This window comes from Sphaerobacter sp. (assembly GCF_019683595.1).
Lineage (GTDB): Bacteria > Chloroflexota > Chloroflexia > Thermomicrobiales > Thermomicrobiaceae > Sphaerobacter.
The window spans coordinates 1-15,194 of sequence record NZ_JADGHZ010000077.1; the positions used below are offsets into that span (position 1 = coordinate 1).

Here is a 15,194-nt window from a genome sequence, read left to right on the forward strand (position 1 = left end):
CCCGTGCGGCGCTGCCGGGCTCAGCGGTGTGGTCACATGATACGGCAGTCGTGGGCCTGCTGCGTCGTCGCGACGGCGCATTCGCTCACCCGCCGGGGGCTGCCTCCTCGTCGCTCGGAAGCGCGCGGGGATTTCCGGTGATGACGAAGGCGGTGCGCTCGCAGATGTTGGTCACCCGGTCGGCGATGCGCTCCAGGTTGTGCGCCGCCCAGATGAGGCGGGTGGCGCGCTCGATGGTGCCGGGGTCGGAGAGCATGTAGGTGAGCAGCTCGCGGTAGACCTGATCGTAGAGCGCGTCCACCTCGTCGTCCCGGTGCCAGATGGCCTGGCAGGCCACGAGATCCCCGTCGACGAACGCGGCGAGGCTGCCGTGGAGCATCTCCAGCACGATCTCGGCCATGCGCGGGATGTCGATCAGCGGCTTGAGCGGCGGGTATGGCTCCAGCATGAGGGTGATGCGGGCGATCCCCTCGGCGTAGTCGCCGATGCGCTCGAGCTCGGTGATGATGAAGAGCGTCGCCGCGATGGTGCGCAGGTCGGTCGCAAGTGGCTGCTGGGTGGCGAGTAGCAGGAGCGCGCGCTCCTCCAGGTCGTAGCTGCGCTCGTCGATGTTCCGATCCTCGCGGATGACCTCCCGTGCCACCGCGCTGTCGCGCCGGCGCAGTGCATCGACGGCGCGGGCGACGGCCTTCTCGGTGACGCTGCCGAGCATCAGCAGATCCCGGCGCAGCGTGTCGAGCTGCCGATCGTAGTGAGCCCGGGGCTGTCCTGGTGCGGTCATGGACTCTTCGCTCCTAACCCACGCGGCCGGTGATGTAGTCCTCGGTCCGCTGGTCCTGGGGGTTGGTGAAGATGCGAGCGGTGGGGCCGACCTCGACGAGTGTCCCCGCGCGGCTCGCATCGACGGTCATGAAGGCGGTCACGTCGGAGACGCGAGCCGCCTGCTGCATGTTGTGCGTGACCACGACCACGGTGTACCCGTGCTGCTCGACCAGCTCCCGCATCAACTGCTCGATCCGGCCCGTGGCGATCGGGTCGAGGGCACTGGTCGGCTCGTCCAGGAGCACGACATCCGGCTCGACAGCCAGCGCTCGGGCCACGCATAGCCGCTGCTGCTGTCCACCGGAGAGCGACGTGGCCGGCTGGTCCAACCGGTCCTTCACTTCGTCCCAGAGCGCAGCCTGACGCAAAGCCCGCTCGACCCGCTCCGCCACCTCCCGACGGGAGAGGCGGCGAGCGCCGAAGACGGTCAGGCCGAAGGCGACGTTATCGAAGATGGACTTGGCGAAGGGGTTGGGACGCTGGAAGACCATGCCGATCCGGCGCCGGACTTCGACGGGGTCCACTTCGGGCCCGTAGACGGGCTGCCCGTCGAGGAGGACTTCGCCGGTGACCCGCACGCCGGGTACGTCGTCGTGCATGCGATTCAGCGCCCGGAGCAGGGTCGACTTGCCCGACCCCGACGGACCGATGATGGCGGTCACAGCCTGGGCGGGGATGCGCAGATCGATGTCCCGCACAGCGACACGCTGCCCGTAGATGATGGTGAGCTTGCGTATGTCCAGCTTGACCTCGCTCGCTGCAGGGATCGCTGGGGCGTCGTCGCGGGCGCCGGCGACGGCGAGGTGGATGCGGCGTTCGGGGACCACCGTGGTCACTCCTGCTTGCTGCATTAGCCGAACCTCCCGGTGATGTAGTCCTCGGTGCGCTGGTTGTGCGGCGCGGTGAAGATCTCCTCTGTCGGCCCGGCCTCGACCACCTCGCCGGCGCCGTCCTCGTTGGGGGTCATGAAGACGGTGTAGTCCGCGATCCGGGCCGCCTGCTGCATGTTGTGGGTCACGATGACGACGGTGAACTCGCTCGCCAGCTCACGAATCAGGTCCTCGATGCGGGAGGTGGCGATCGGGTCGAGTGCGCTGGCCGGCTCGTCCATCAGGATCACCTCAGGGCGGACCGCGAGGGTCCGGGCGATGCAGAGCCGCTGCTGCTGCCCGCCGGAGAGCGAGGTGGCCGGGTGATCCAGCCGGTCGCGGACCTCGTCCCAGAGCGCCGCGCGACGCAGCGCCCACTCGACGGTCGCGGCGCGCTCCCGGCGTGGCATGCCGACGAGTTCGAGCCCGATGCTCACGTTCTCGGCGATCGAGCGGGTGAGCAGTGGGTTGGGCTGCTGGAACACCATACCGACCCTGCGCCGGAGGAGGATCGGGTCGACGCCAAGGCCGTAGATGTCCTCGCCGTCGAGGAGGACGCGGCCGTCGACACCGGCGCCCGGGACCGTCTCGTGGAGACGGTTCAGCGCGCGCAGCAGGGTCGACTTGCCCGCACCCGATGGCCCGATGATCGCCGTCACCCGGTGGCGCGGGATGGTCAGCGTGGTCGGTGCGACGGCGATGCGGGCGCCGTAGCGCAGCGTGAGTCCCTCCAACACCAGGTGCGCCTCCGAGGTGGGCGGCATTCGAATCGCCGGTGCGGTGGGCGGGGTGGTCGCCACAGATGCTCCTTCTCCTACCCGGCCCGGCGTCGGGTGAGGGCGCGGACCAGGATGTTCGTCCCGAGCACGAGCACGACGAGGATCAGCGCGGCGCCCCACGCCTGCTCGTTGAGCACCGCGAACGGCTGCTCGGTGTACCGGTAGGCCAGCAACGGCAGGGCCTGCATCGGGCCGAAGATGTCGAAGGTGAGCTGGTTGTTGCCGAGCACCGTGACCAGCAGCGGCGCCGTTTCGCCCGCGGCGCGTGCCATCGCGAGCAAGACGCCAGTGGCGATGCCCCCCAACGCGGCCGGCAGCACCACCGTGAGCGTCGTCCACCACCGCGGCGCGCCGAGTGCCGCCGCCGCTTCGCGCATGCTCTGGGGGACGAGTTGCAGGATCTCCTCGGTCGTGCGCGTGATGACCGGCACCATCAGCACGGCCAGGGCGATCGATCCAGCCAGGCCGGAGAACTGGCGAGTCCGCTGCACGATCAAGACGTAGGCGGTCACGCCGACGACGATCGACGGCATGGCGCTCAGGACGTCCGTGCAGAAGCGGATCACGGTCGCGGCGGGACCGGATCGGTACTCGGCGAGGTAGATGCCCGCCAGGACGCCGAGCGGGGTCGCCAGGAGCAGGGCCGCACCGACGATGAGAGCGGAGCCGACGATGGCATGGAGCACGCCCCCGGCGCCACCGGCCACGCCGATCGTCACCGGCCGGAAGGTCTCGGTGAAAAACCCGACGCTGAGCGCGCCAACTCCCTGTCGCACCACGTAGGAGAGGATCAGGACGAGCGGCACCAGCGCGACGGCGGTCGAGCCGATGGTGAGGCCGAGCATGAGCCGGTTCACCCAGACCCGGCGGCGGTACCGCACGCTGGCAGCGTTCGCAACGGTGTCGAACATCTAGCGTCTCCCCCCGGCGGCGCCCGCCACGCGCCAGACGAGGAGGCGGGCGATCGAGTTGGCCAGCAGGGTGATGAGGAACAGAACCAGCGCCAGGTAGACGAGCGCGCTGGAGTGCAGCTCGGTGTTGGTGGTCGGGAGCTGGCTCGCGATCAGGGAGGCGGCTGTCGTCGCTGGCTGGAAGAGTGACGGATCGATCCGCGGCGTGTTGCCGATCACCATGGTCGCCGCCATCGTCTCGCCGAGTGCCCGGCCCAGGCCGAGCATCATCCCGCCGACGATCCCGGCGCGGGCGTAGGGGAGCAGCGCGTGGCGGATGACCTCCCAGCGGGTGGCGCCGAGCGCCAGCAGGGCCTCGCGCTGGTGCGTCGGTACGACCGAGAGCACGTCGCGTGAGACAGCCGCAATCGTGGGGAGGATCATAATCGCCAGGATGATCCCCGCCACCAGCAGGCCGCGCCCGACGGTGACGGGCCCGGCCAGGAAGGGCACGGTGTCGCCGAGTGCGCGTGACACCGGCTCAGCGATGGCCCCGCGGAAGAACGGGATGAAGACGAAGATCCCCCACATGCCGTAGACGACGCTGGGGATCGCGGCAAGGAGCTCGACCATGAGCGAGAGCGGCCCGCGCAGCCGGGCCGGGCTGAGGTCGCTCAGGAAGATGCCGATCATGATGCCGGGCGGTGCTGCCAGCAAGAGTGCAATCGCCGAGGAGACGATCGTGCCGTAGATGGCGGGGAGCGCTCCAAACTCGCCGGCGACCGGGTTCCAGGCAGTGCGAGTCAGAAAGCGCAGGCCGAACGCCTCCCGTGCGGCGGCCGACCCGTCCCAGGCGACGCCGACGATAGCCACCAGGAGCGCGACGACGACGAACGCGAATGTGGCGGCAAGCAGCCGGAAGGGAACATCCCCGTGCCGGAGCCGCCGTCGGAGCCGGTGAGACCGGGAAACGGGCTGCCCGGTCGCGATCATGAGAATCTCTCCTGCCGTTTCCTTCTGCAGTGTCGGTCGTCCGTAATCCGTTCCCCGCACGCCCTGGCCCCCTCTCCCACAAGGGGAGAGGGGAGGAGGGGCGCGCAGTTCTATTGCGCGGGGGAGGTGAAGACCGGTGTGCCGCCAACCGTGATCTGCTCCAGCTTCTGGATCGCCAGTTCCTTGACCGGGTCGGGCAGCGGCGCGTAGTGCAGCTCCTCCGCGTAGCCATCACCCTCGGTCAGTGCCCAATAGAGGAACTCGGTCAGCGCCCGGGCCTTGGCCTCGTCGTCGTACTGGCCGCGGACGAGGATCCAGGTGAAGCCCGCGATCGGGTAGGCGTTCTCACCCTCCGGTGGGTTGGTGATCGACACCCGCAGATCGTCCGGCAGGTCGGCCAGGAACCCAGCGGCCGCTTCGCTCACCGACTCCAGCGACGGGGTGACGTAGTTCCCCGCCGCGTTCTTGATCGCGGGGGCCGGAAGATCGTTCGCGAGCGCGTAGATCAACTCGACATAGCCAATGGCTCCCGGCGTCTGCTGGACAGCCGCCGTCACGCCTGGGTTCTTCTCGGCGCCGATGCCGACCGGCCACTGGACCGCGGTGCCGCTCCCGACCTGGGATGCCCACTCCTCGCTGACCTTGCTCAGGTAGTCGGTGAAGATGGCGGTCGTGCCGGAGCCGTCCGATCGGTAGACCACGGTGATCGGCTGATCGGGCAGTTCGACGCCGGGGTTGTCAGCCGCGATGGCCGGGTCGTTCCAGGTCGTGATCTGGCCGAGGAAGATGCCCGCGAGGGTGGGGCCGGAGAACCGGAGGTCGTCGACGCCCGGCAGGTTGTAGGTGACCGTGACCGCGCCGAGGACGGTCGGGATGTGGAGCGTGTCGGGCGCTTCGGCCAGCTCCTCATCGGTCATGTAGGCGTCGGTGCCGCCGAAGTCGGTTACCCCGCTGATGAAGTCGTTCTTGCCCTGGCCGGAGCCGACCGACTGGTAGTTGATCGTGACGCCGGGTGCGACGCTCTTGTATTCCTCGATCCAGCGCTGGTAGAGCGGGTCGGGGAAGCTCGCACCAGAGCCCGTCAGGTTCGCCTGCAGGTCGCTGTGAGCGCCGCCGTTACTGGTACTGCCACCGGTGCCGGTGGGGCTGCCGGCGGGCGCGCTCGTCGACGCCTCTCCGATGGCGGTCGACGTCGCGCCATCCCCGCCGGCGGCGGTTGGGGTGCTGTCGCTGCCGCCGCCGCAGGCGACCAGCACCATGGCCGCTACCATGAGCAGGGCGATCAGCGCGCCGAGTCGCTTCCATGATTGGGCTGTCACCGATTCCTCCTCATCGTTCCGCTGTGCGGCGGCGACCCAAGCGTCGCCAGCCGACTTGCCGGCCTGAGTGTAGGAACCGGGTGTTAGCCCACTGTCGGAGATGCATTAAGGAGCGATTAAAGGAGTGCTATCGCTGTGTGGCGTCGGGATCCCCGGCCCGCGTTACCAGCGCAGGTGGATGCCCCGCCGTGTCACTCGGAGCAACCGATGTCATCCTGAGCGAAGCGAAGGATCTCCAGTGAGTGCGGACGCCCCAGCACGAGATCCTTTACTTCGCTCAGGATGACACAACAAGAAGCGGGGTATCTTGCTGGGATCGAGCGTGCAAGCGGGTGCCCGGTGGGTGAGAGCTGACCTCAGGCTCGGTGCGCGCTGGGAGTGGAGTCGCCGGTTGGGGCGGGCTCGAGGGCGAGCGGGAGGGTGAACTTGATGGTGGTGCCGGGACGGGCGGTGCCGTCGACCCAGATGCGCCCGCCGTGCAGTTCGACGAGATGCCGGGCGATGGAGAGCCCCAACCCGGTTCCGGCGTCGGCGCGGGAGCGATCCGTCTTGTAGAACCGCTCGAAGATTCGATCCCGATCCTCGGGGGCAACGCCGGGGCCGGTGTCGGCCACCCAGACGACCAGGTGGTCGTCTTCGGCCGCTGCCCCGACGGTGATGATGCCGCCGGGCGGGGTGAACTTCACCGCGTTGTGGACCAGGTTGACCAGGACCTGCTCGATGCGCTCCGGGTCGAAACGGCCGGGCGGCAGCCCGTCGGGGATCTCGATCCGGATATCGAGTTTCTTCGGCTCGGCCTGGGTGCGGAGGCGGGCGATGACCTGCTCAGCCACCCGCCGGATGTCGGCGGCCACCGGGCTCAGGGTCAGCCGGCCGGACTCCGCGCGGGAGAGCTCCAGGAGATCCTGGACCAGCCGGGCGAGCCCGTCGACCTCAGTTTCCATGCGCGCCAGGAACTCGTGCGCGACCTCTTCGTCCTCCAATGCGCCGTCGAGGAGCGTCTCGACCAGAGCCTTGAGGGACGCGATGGGCGTGCGAAGCTCGTGCGAGACGTTGGCGACGAAATCCCGCCGGATCATGTCGGTCCGGCGCAACTCGGTGACGTCCCGCAGAATGACGACGACCGGCGTCGCGCGGTGGGGGATGGAGTAGGCCACCGCCTCGACGTAGCGGCGCGGCTGCCCAATCTCGAACAGCCGCCTGACCGGTTCGTCCCCGCTGTGCGCCTGTGCGATGACCTCGGCCAGATCGTGATCCCGCACGGCCAGCGCGTAGGGACGGTTCAGCAGGCGGTCTCGGGGGGTGCCCAGGAGCCGTTCGGCCGCGTTGTTGATCAGCGCGAGCTGGCCCTGATCGTCGACAATCAGGATCCCATCGGTCAGGTGCTCGACGATCGCGCTCAGGCGTGCCCGCTCGGCCTCGATCGCGTCGATGTTGGCCTGCAGCGTGGTGGTCATCTCGTTGAAGGCGTGGGACAGCTCCGCGATTTCGCCTCCGGCGTGCTCCGGGGCGCGGGCCGCCAGGTCACCCTGTGCGATTCGACGCGCGGTCTGGATCAGCTCGCTGAGCGGGCGGGTGATGACCCCCGCCAGGATGGCTGAGAGTGCAGCGATCGCCAGGGCGGCGATCCCGAGGGCGGCGACGACCGCCACCACGATATTTCGCAGCCAGCCGGCGAACTGGTCGCTCGGCAGGGCGACGCGCGCGGCGCCGAGCTGCTCGCCATCGCGCACGATCGGGACGGCGAGGTAGATCAGGGTGCGGTCGAGGGTGTCGCTCGGGCGGCTCGACTCACCGATCTGGCCGGAGAGCGCCGCGGCCACCTCGGGGCGGTCCGCGTGGTTCTCCATCGTCGCGGGGTCCGCCTCCGAGTCGCCGAGCACGCGGCCCTCCTGGTCGACGATCGTGACCCGGGCGTCGATCTGGCCGGCTGCGTCCTGGGCGAACTCCTGAAGGTTGGGCTCCTCCGTGGTCCCGATCATCGGCGCGGCCGCCAGGGCCACGAGCCACGCCTGGGACTCGAGTCGAGTGCGCAGTTCCTGTCGTTCCAGGTCCTGGACGTAGTTGACGAGGTAGGCTCCCAACAGGAGGAATACGCCCGCCATGAGCGCGATGTAGCCGAGACTGAGGCGCGTGTGGAGCCGACGGAGCACGATGCTACCCTGCCAGGCGATACCCCACGCCGCGAACCGTCTCGATCAGCCGGGGCTGGCGCGGGTCTTCCTCCAGTTTCTCTCGCAGGCCATGGATATGCACGGCCACGGTGCGGTTGTCGCCGTAGTAGTCGTACCCCCAGACCGCCTCGAGGATCCGGCGGGTTGGGCAGACGTTTCCCCGGTGCCGGGCGAGGTAGACCAGCAGGTCCATCTCTTTGGGCGTGAGCTGAACCTCGCGGCCGTCGCGGGTCACGCGGTAGGCGCCCGGGTCGATGCGCAGGGTGCCGATCTCGAAGACTTCCTCCCGGCCGTCCGGGTTGCTGGCGAGTTCCTGCTCCAGCAGCTCGCGGCGGCGCAGGAGCGCTTTGACGCGGGCCATAAGTTCTCGCATCGAGAAGGGCTTGGTGACGTAGTCGTCGGCCCCGATCTCCAGGCCGACGACGCGGTCGACCTCATCGTCCCGCGCGGTGAGCATGAGGATCGGCACCGAGCTAGAACGGCGGATGTGTCGGCAGACATCGAAGCCGTCGATGGTGGGGAGCATGATGTCGAGGATGACCAGATCGGGCGGATCGGCGTTGGCCTGAGCGATGGCGGCCTCGCCGTCGGCGACGGTGCGCACGTCGTGCCCCGCCTTTTTGAGGTTGTATGCGATCGTCGTGCGGATACTTGCTTCATCCTCGACGACGAGGATCCGCGCCACCTGCACCTCCCGTAATCGTGGTTACCTGCCTCCCGCAGCGCCATTCTACCAATCGGCTCATTGAGATGGACGAATTGACCTGGTATCTCCGCCAGCAATCGAAACCGCACTCGCGTCATCCTTCGCGGAGCGAAGGATCTCGCGTTGGACCGGCCACGTACCGGAGCGGCCCTTCGGCTCGGACGGAGTCGCCGGGGGCGGCTGGCCGCCCCCTCCGGCTTCGCTCGGGACGACGGCCGCTGGGCGACGGGGTCGGCTCCGGTGGATCACGGTGATTCGTCAAACTCCATGCGCCAAGAGAGTTGGCCGGTCTCCTGCAGCGGGCGGTCAGTGGCTTTCCCGCCGCGTGCGCCACTCGCGGATCGCCTGGGCGTGGAGCGGGTAATGGCCGTAGGTGTCGAGGCGCAGGCGGCGGCGAAAGCGTGTGCCGCTCTTGAGCTGGTCGGGCGGCACCTGGTGGAGATACGCGACGAGGCGGTTGTGTGTCTCGTGGAGGCGGTGGCGGACCTCGGCGAGCGACCGGCTGCGCCACTCTTCAGCCTTGCGCGCGTTGAAGGCGTCGATGCCGCCGTAGACGTCTGCGTAGCGCGGTGGGCGACCGCCCGCGAGGATCACGGGGAGGTGTTTCAGCGCCTCCTCTTCCCACCAGCTCACGTGGGCCATGATGTCGCGAATCGACCACGCGCCGCTCACGCCCGGTTCGAGGAGTTCGTCGTCGGACAGGCCGTCGTAGGAGGCGTGAAAATCGTTCCACGCGGCGTCGAGCGCCGCGAGGAGTCTGGCTGTCGGATCGCGTGTCGTGCCCATGGCTTCTCCCGTGGTGTCGTCCGGCGGGATCAGCGAGCGGGTACGGTGATGGTGTCGTGGACGGCCGCCACGCAATCCCTCTCATCCTGTGTCGCTGGCTCCGAGGTACACAACCTGCGCCACGGCATGATACACTAGACCAGTTTGCGCCCATCTTGCCCAGGAGGCGCAGGCTGCCAGGAGGACCATCATGGATCTACGCTTGCCGGACCTCGCAAACGACACGGTGCTCAACGTCGCACAACTGCTCAAGCAGCCGGTTGGAGCGACGCGCACCTTCCAGATTCACCTCCAGCGTCTGACGTTGGATGAGGGGCAGTGGGCGCGCGATGTCGAGGCGAACATCCGCCTGACGCGCATCGAAGCTGGTATCCTGGTAGATGGCGAAGTGGCTGGCGTCGCGAACGTGCAGTGCGTGCGCTGCTTAAATGAGTTCGACCAGCCGTTCCGCAGTGTGTTCGATGGTGAGTTCCGTCCCAGCGTGGACGTGCGCACCGGAGTGCCGATCGACAATCCGGAGGACGACGACGTCTTCATCATCGACCACAACCATGAGCTTGATTTGGCGCCGTTGTTGCGCCAGGTGATTATTCTGGCGCTGCCGATGCGCCCGGTGTGTGGCGAGGACTGCGCGGGATTCCAGCGGGAGTTCCCGGCGGCCGAGGACGAGGTGGATGACCGCTTCGCCGTGCTGCGCACCTTGCTCGATGAGGGCACCGAATAGCCGGCAGCACCGCCCTGCGTGGCGGTAATCGGGTTCCGCCGCCGGGCCGATCCCGGGTGGCGGCACGAGGAGGATGGTGGAAGATGGGAGCGCTTCCCAAGAAGAAGGTCAGCTCACACCGGCAGGGTAACCGGCGGCGGCATCACTGGCTGAAGCTGCCGCAGTTGATGACCTGCCCCACGTGTGGTGAGAAGAAGCGGACGCACTACGTCTGCCCGAACTGCGGCACCTATAAGGGGCGCCAGGTCATCGACGTCAGCAAGCGGTCGCGGCGTCAGTCCCAGCAGCAGTAGTAGCCGGCCACGGCCGGGAGCGAGGCCGTCGGGGGGACGTGCGGCCAGTCCCAGGCTTGGCGCCTGTGGCGCGCTCACCGCACCGTGGGGGAAGGGGTAGCCTCGGAACGTGCGGAACGCCGCCATTACCGGGTGGGGCATGGCCCTCCCGAAGCAAGTCTTGACGAATGCTGACCTCGAGCGGATGGTCGACACCTCCGACGAGTGGATTGTCACGCGCACGGGCATTCGCGAGCGACGTATCGCTTCCCCGTCGGAGACGACCCTCAGCCTGTCACTGACTGCGGCGCGCCAGGCGCTGGATGTGGCCGGGATCTCGCCGCTGGATCTCGACCTGATTGTCCTGGCGACCACAACCCCGGATACCTTCATGCCCGCGACCGCGTCCCTGCTCCAGCGCGAGCTGGGCGCGTTCCGCGCCGGGGCGTTCGATGTGGTCGCGGCCTGCGCCGGGTTCATCTACGCGATCAATGTCGCCGCCCAGTTCGTCCGCGCCGGCACCTTGCGCACCGTGCTGGTCGTGGGGGCGGATACGCTCACCCGGATGATCGATTTCACCGACCGCGGCACGTGCATCCTCTTCGGTGACGGCGCCGGGGCGGTGGTGCTGCAAGCGACAGAAGAGCCGGTCGGCATCCTCTCGACGGTCCTCGGCTCCGATGGCCGCGGTGCCTGTCATCTCTACGTGGACGGCTGGGGCACCGGAATTGTCCAGGACGGAAACCGCGAGGCGCTGCGGCGGCCGTACATGAAGATGAACGGCAGCGAGGTCTTCCGCTTCTCGGTGCGCGTCATCGGCGAGGCTGCCGCGGCGGCGGTCGAGCAGGCGGGCCTGTCGCTGGCCGATATCGACCTCTTGATCCCGCACCAGGCCAACATCCGGATCATCGACGCCGCTGCCAAGCGGCTGGACTTGCCACGTGAACGGATCTGGGCCAACCTAGACCGGTACGGGAACACCTCGGCCGCCTCGGTGCCCATCTGCATCGTGGAGGCGGTGGAGGCGGGGGCATTGCGGCCGGGGATGAACGTCGTCCTCGTCGGCTTCGGCGCCGGGTTGTCCTGGGGCGCGACGGTCGTGCGCTGGGGACGCGACGGTGTGGAAAGGGTGAGCGGTGGTGAGTGACGTTGCCTGGGTCTTCCCCGGCCAGGGGTCGCAGCGGGTCGGGATGGGCAAGGCCCTGGCAGAGCGCTCCGCCGCGGCCCGAGCCGTCTTCGAGGCGGTCGACGACGCCCTTGGCTTCCCACTCTCCCAGACGATCTTCGACGGGCCGGACGAGGCACTGATCTCGACCAAGAACCAACAGCCGGCCATTCTGGCCACCAGCATCGCCTATTTCGCCGTCCTGCGCGAGGAGGGCGCGCTGCCGGATCCCGTGTGCGTTGCCGGGCACAGCCTGGGCGAGTACACCGCGCTGGTCGCCGCCGGGGCGCTCGAGCTGGCCGACGCCGCGCGCATCGTGCGGCGGCGGGGCGAGCTTATGGAAGAGCACGGCCGTGGCGGCATGGTTGCGGTGCTGGGGCTCGACGACGCGGTGCTGGAGGAGGTCGCGCGCGAGACCGGCGTCGAGGTGGCCAACTTCAACGCGCCGGGCCAGACGACGCTGAGCGGGCGGAGCGAGGCGCTGGAGGCGGCGGCTGCCCTGGCCAAGGAGCGCGGTGCGCGGCGGGTTGTGACCTTGCCGGTCAACGGTGCCTTCCATTCGTCGCTGATGGAGCCGGTGGCGGAGGCGCTGCGGCCCATGATCGAGGCCGCGCCGATGCGGGAGCCGATCGCCCCGCTGATCGCCGACGTCGATGCCCGCCCGCTGCGCGACCCGGACGAAATCAGGACCGAGTTGCTGGAACAGATCACGGCGTCTGTCCGCTGGGTGGAAGTGGTGCGCGCGGCGCACGACCATGGCGCCCGCCGATTCTTCGAGATTGGCCCGGGTAAGGTCTTGTCCGGCCTGATCCCGCGGATCGTCCCCGGCGTGGAGGCCGTGCCGGTCGAGCCGTTGCTGGGGTGAGGATACGGCACTCGTCATACGTCATGCGTCATGCGTCAAAGACGTGCCGTGTTCCGACCTGCACGATGGCGTAAGGCCACACAACACGAAGCACGCAGCACGAATGACGTATGACGCATGACGCATCACGCGAGGAGGTGGGGAGCGTGGCTGAGGAGGCGGTGACGCGGTCGGCCATCGTCACGGGGGCGGTGCGCGGCATCGGGCGCGCGACCGCGCTGCGCTTGGCCCGCGACGGCTATCAGGTCGTCGTCAACTATCGCGGTGACGAGTCGGAAGCGAAGGCAGTCGTTGATGAGATCGTCGCGGCGGGTGGGACCGCCATCGCGATCCAGGCCGACGTGACCGACGCGGATGCCGTGGGCCGGCTGATCGAGGAGACGATCAACCAGTTCGGCCGCCTCGACGTCCTCGTGAACAACGCCGGCATCACCCGTGACACCCTCATGATGCGGATGAAGGAAGAGGACTGGAACGCCGTCCTGCAGACCAACCTGACGAGCACATTCCTCTGCTGCAAGGCGGCGATCCGCCCGATGATGCGGCAGCGCTACGGCCGGATCGTGAACCTGACCTCGGTCGTCGGGCTGGTCGGCAACGTCGGGCAGGTCAACTACGCCGCGTCGAAGGCGGGGATCGTCGGGCTGACCAAGTCGCTGGCGCGCGAAGTCGGGTCACGCGGGATCACGGTCAACGCGGTCGCGCCGGGCTTCATTGAGACCCGGCTGACCGATGCAATCCCGGCGGAATTGCAGGAGGCGGCCCTCAAGCAGATCCCGCTCCAGCGCTTCGGGAAGCCGGAGGACGTCGCCGAGGCGATCGCGTTCCTCGCATCCCCGGCGGCCGGGTACATCACCGGTGCGGTGCTGAGCGTCGACGGCGGCCTGTTCATGGCGACCTGATGAGGCGCCGTGAGGAGACCTGGTGTTCCGAAAGATTCTGATTGCGAACCGTGGTGAGATCGCGCTGCGGGTGCTGCGCGCGTGTCGTGAGCTCGGCATCAAGGCGGTGGTCGCCTACTCCGAGGCCGACCGCGACAGCCTGCCGGTCCGGCTGTCGGACGAGGCGGTCTGCATCGGCCCCGCTCCGGCCGGGCGGAGCTACAACAACATCCCGGCCATCATCAGCGCGGCCATCGTGACCGGCTGCGACGCGCTGCACCCCGGCTACGGCTTCCTGGCTGAGAGCCCCTCACTGGCCGAGATCTGCCGCGAGTGCAACCTCACCTTCATCGGCCCGTCGGCGGACGTCATCGCCCAGATGGGCAACAAGGCGACGGCCCGCGCGATGATGCGCAAGGCGGGGCTGCCGATCATCCCGGGCGTGGAAGAGCCGGTCCACGACACGACCGCGGCGCGCGAGGTAGCCCGGCGGATCGGCTACCCGGTCCTCATCAAGGCCGTGGCGGGCGGCGGCGGCCGCGGGATGCGCGTCGCCCAGGACGAGCGCGAGCTGATTCGCCTATTCCCGGTGGCACAGTCCGAGGCGCAGGCAGCCTTCGGCAACGGCGCGGTGTACATCGAGCGCTATCTGGAGGAACCGCGCCACGTCGAGGTGCAGGTTCTTGCCGACCACCACGGCCACGTGGTTGCCCTGGGCGAGCGGGATTGCTCGCTTCAGCGGCGCTATCAGAAGCTCGTCGAGGAGTCGCCGGCGCCGAACCTCTCCAACAAGGTTCGGGAAAACCTGGCGAAGGCGGCGGTGAAGGCCGCCAAGGCCATCGGGTACACCAACGCCGGGACCTTCGAGTTCCTGGTCGACAAGGACGGCCGCTTCTACTTCACCGAGGCGAACACCAGGATCCAGGTGGAGCATCCGGTCACGGAGATGGTGACCGGGATCGACCTGGTGCAGTGGCAGATTCGGGTCGCGGCGGGCGAGACGCTGGACTTCTCGCAGCGGGACGTGCGCACGCGCGGGCACGCGATCGAGGTGCGCATCACCGCCGAGCAGCCCGACCACGACTTCCAGCCGAGTTGCGGCGAGATCAGCGGCCTGGTGCTTCCTGGCGGCCCGGGCATTCGCGTCGACAGCCACCTCTACCCCGGCTACGTGGTCCCGCCCTACTACGACTCGCTGCTGGCAAAGGTGATTGCCTGGGCGCCGACGCGGGACGAAGCGATCGCACGGCTGCGGCGGGCGCTGGCGGAGACGGTGATCGGGGGCGTGGACACCACGACCGGCTTCCACCTGCGGCTCCTGGACGACCCGGCCTTCCGTGCCGGGCAGATCTCCACGCGCTTTGTGCAACAGTTTCTGGCCCGTTCCGGCCCGATGACGGCGTCGCTGGAGTTGTAGCCACGCGCCAGCCGCCGCGTGTTTTCCTGATGCCGCTCAGCATTCCCAAGCCGCGCGGCGCTGTGCGCTGCCGTCCATCTCCTTGCAGCGCTGGACCCAGCGCCGGGCGCGATGCGGATCGCTATGCGTGCGGCGCGTGCCTGGGAGTAATGGAGTTTGGCGAGTTCGTTGGGTGTGCGCGGTCGGCGTGTGCCCGGGGCTCAAGCCGCCGGGCTGAGCAGGCGAAGCCCACTGAAGGGGCTGGGGACGCCGCTCCAGGCGGGCTGCCGGAGCGGACACTCCTGCACGTGGTCATCGTAGCCCCTTCAGTGGGCTTGCCCACTGTTCAGCCCGGCGGCTTGAGCCCCGGGCACACGCCGGCAATGACGCTCCTCTTACCACCCCGCTAGGCGTCGTCGCCATTCCCAGCCGGCTTCAGCCGGCATTCTTAGTGAGCCCGGCGGCTTTAGCCCCGGGCACGCGCCGAGGCCGAAGACCCTCAACGCCACGGTGTTAGCGCCGGTTCGCCTCAGGTCGTGTTCGCGGGCTTCGC

Annotated in this window: 15 protein-coding genes; 6 read left to right on the forward strand and 9 right to left on the reverse strand. The window is 68.6% G+C overall.

The features are described from left to right. Positions 1-85 precede the first annotated feature (85 nt). The 9 genes from phoU to IRZ30_RS09740 all read right to left on the reverse strand — a co-directional run bounded on the left by phoU (position 86) and on the right by IRZ30_RS09740 (position 9,338). Positions 86-781, reverse strand: a complete 696-nt coding sequence (gene phoU / locus IRZ30_RS09700; protein ID WP_273032867.1) for a phosphate signaling complex protein PhoU — start codon at positions 779-781, stop codon at positions 86-88. 13 nt (positions 782-794) lie between these two features. Beyond that, entirely contained in the window at positions 795-1,673 is an 879-nt protein-coding gene (gene pstB / locus IRZ30_RS09705; RefSeq protein ID WP_294084790.1) for a phosphate ABC transporter ATP-binding protein PstB, read from the reverse strand. Then, positions 1,673-2,455: a phosphate ABC transporter ATP-binding protein gene (locus IRZ30_RS09710; RefSeq protein ID WP_366945340.1), complete on the reverse strand. Its 783-nt coding sequence runs from the start codon at positions 2,453-2,455 to the stop codon at positions 1,673-1,675. The genes pstB and IRZ30_RS09710 overlap by 1 nt, the downstream gene beginning before the upstream one ends. A 50-nt stretch (positions 2,456-2,505) precedes the next feature. Then, on the reverse strand, positions 2,506-3,381 hold the full coding sequence (gene pstA, locus IRZ30_RS09715) for a phosphate ABC transporter permease PstA (RefSeq protein WP_294084791.1): 876 nt from the start codon (positions 3,379-3,381) through the stop codon (positions 2,506-2,508). Then, positions 3,382-4,353 carry a phosphate ABC transporter permease subunit PstC gene (pstC, locus tag IRZ30_RS09720; protein WP_294084792.1) on the reverse strand — a complete coding sequence of 324 codons (972 nt, stop codon included), beginning with the start codon at positions 4,351-4,353 and terminating at the stop codon, positions 3,382-3,384. A gap of 110 nt (positions 4,354-4,463) precedes the next feature. Next, positions 4,464-5,672, reverse strand: a complete 1,209-nt coding sequence (pstS, locus tag IRZ30_RS09725) for a phosphate ABC transporter substrate-binding protein PstS (protein ID WP_294084793.1) — start codon at positions 5,670-5,672, stop codon at positions 4,464-4,466. Positions 5,673-6,028: 356 nt separating this feature from the next. Further along, complete coding sequence (locus IRZ30_RS09730) at positions 6,029-7,825, reverse strand: ATP-binding protein (RefSeq protein ID WP_294084794.1); 1,797 nt, start codon at positions 7,823-7,825, stop codon at positions 6,029-6,031. Positions 7,826-7,829: 4 nt separating this feature from the next. After that, complete coding sequence (locus tag IRZ30_RS09735; RefSeq protein WP_294084795.1) at positions 7,830-8,531, reverse strand: response regulator transcription factor; 702 nt, start codon at positions 8,529-8,531, stop codon at positions 7,830-7,832. 327 nt (positions 8,532-8,858) lie between these two features. Next, positions 8,859-9,338 carry a DinB family protein gene (locus IRZ30_RS09740; protein WP_294084796.1) on the reverse strand — a complete coding sequence of 160 codons (480 nt, stop codon included), beginning with the start codon at positions 9,336-9,338 and terminating at the stop codon, positions 8,859-8,861. A gap of 190 nt (positions 9,339-9,528) precedes the next feature. Between IRZ30_RS09740 and IRZ30_RS09745 the strand changes: the two genes are divergently transcribed. The 6 genes from IRZ30_RS09745 (at position 9,529) to accC (ending at position 14,662) form a co-directional block, all read left to right on the forward strand. After that, positions 9,529-10,062, forward strand: coding sequence for a DUF177 domain-containing protein (locus IRZ30_RS09745; RefSeq protein WP_294084797.1), 534 nt, complete (start codon positions 9,529-9,531; stop codon positions 10,060-10,062). Between the two features lie 83 nt (positions 10,063-10,145). After that, positions 10,146-10,355 carry a 50S ribosomal protein L32 gene (rpmF, locus tag IRZ30_RS09750; RefSeq protein ID WP_294084798.1) on the forward strand — a complete coding sequence of 70 codons (210 nt, stop codon included), beginning with the start codon at positions 10,146-10,148 and terminating at the stop codon, positions 10,353-10,355. A 109-nt stretch (positions 10,356-10,464) separates the two neighbouring features. Next, positions 10,465-11,481 (forward strand): beta-ketoacyl-ACP synthase III, encoded by a 1,017-nt coding sequence (locus IRZ30_RS09755; protein ID WP_294084799.1) that lies wholly within the window; start codon positions 10,465-10,467, stop codon positions 11,479-11,481. Beyond that, the gene (gene fabD, locus IRZ30_RS09760; protein WP_294084800.1) at positions 11,474-12,364 is read left to right on the forward strand and encodes an ACP S-malonyltransferase; all 891 of its coding nucleotides are present in this window, start codon (positions 11,474-11,476) and stop codon (positions 12,362-12,364) included. Before IRZ30_RS09755 ends, fabD begins: the two co-directional genes overlap by 8 nt. Before the next feature lie 110 nt (positions 12,365-12,474). Next, positions 12,475-13,266: a 3-oxoacyl-[acyl-carrier-protein] reductase gene (gene fabG / locus IRZ30_RS09765; protein ID WP_366945339.1), complete on the forward strand. Its 792-nt coding sequence runs from the start codon at positions 12,475-12,477 to the stop codon at positions 13,264-13,266. A 22-nt stretch (positions 13,267-13,288) separates the two neighbouring features. Beyond that, a complete protein-coding gene (gene accC, locus IRZ30_RS09770) occupies positions 13,289-14,662 on the forward strand; it encodes an acetyl-CoA carboxylase biotin carboxylase subunit (protein ID WP_294084802.1) in 1,374 nt (457 codons plus the stop codon). The last annotated feature ends 532 nt before the right edge of the window (positions 14,663-15,194 follow it).

What these genes read in the sequence shown, in the direction of transcription:
- phoU (WP_273032867.1), bottom strand. Translation starts at nt 781, where the DNA reads ATGACCGCACCAGGACAGCCCCGGGCTCACTACGATCGGCAGCTCGAC.
- pstB (WP_294084790.1), bottom strand. Translation starts at nt 1,673, where the DNA reads ATGCAGCAAGCAGGAGTGACCACGGTGGTCCCCGAACGCCGCATCCAC.
- IRZ30_RS09710 (WP_366945340.1), bottom strand. Translation starts at nt 2,455, where the DNA reads ATGCCGCCCACCTCGGAGGCGCACCTGGTGTTGGAGGGACTCACGCTG.
- pstA (WP_294084791.1), bottom strand. Translation starts at nt 3,381, where the DNA reads ATGTTCGACACCGTTGCGAACGCTGCCAGCGTGCGGTACCGCCGCCGG.
- pstC (WP_294084792.1), bottom strand. Translation starts at nt 4,353, where the DNA reads ATGATCGCGACCGGGCAGCCCGTTTCCCGGTCTCACCGGCTCCGACGG.
- IRZ30_RS09740 (WP_294084796.1), bottom strand. Translation starts at nt 9,338, where the DNA reads ATGGGCACGACACGCGATCCGACAGCCAGACTCCTCGCGGCGCTCGAC.
- IRZ30_RS09745 (WP_294084797.1), top strand. Translation starts at nt 9,529, where the DNA reads ATGGATCTACGCTTGCCGGACCTCGCAAACGACACGGTGCTCAACGTC.
- rpmF (WP_294084798.1), top strand. Translation starts at nt 10,146, where the DNA reads ATGGGAGCGCTTCCCAAGAAGAAGGTCAGCTCACACCGGCAGGGTAAC.
- fabG (WP_366945339.1), top strand. Translation starts at nt 12,475, where the DNA reads ATGACGCATGACGCATCACGCGAGGAGGTGGGGAGCGTGGCTGAGGAG.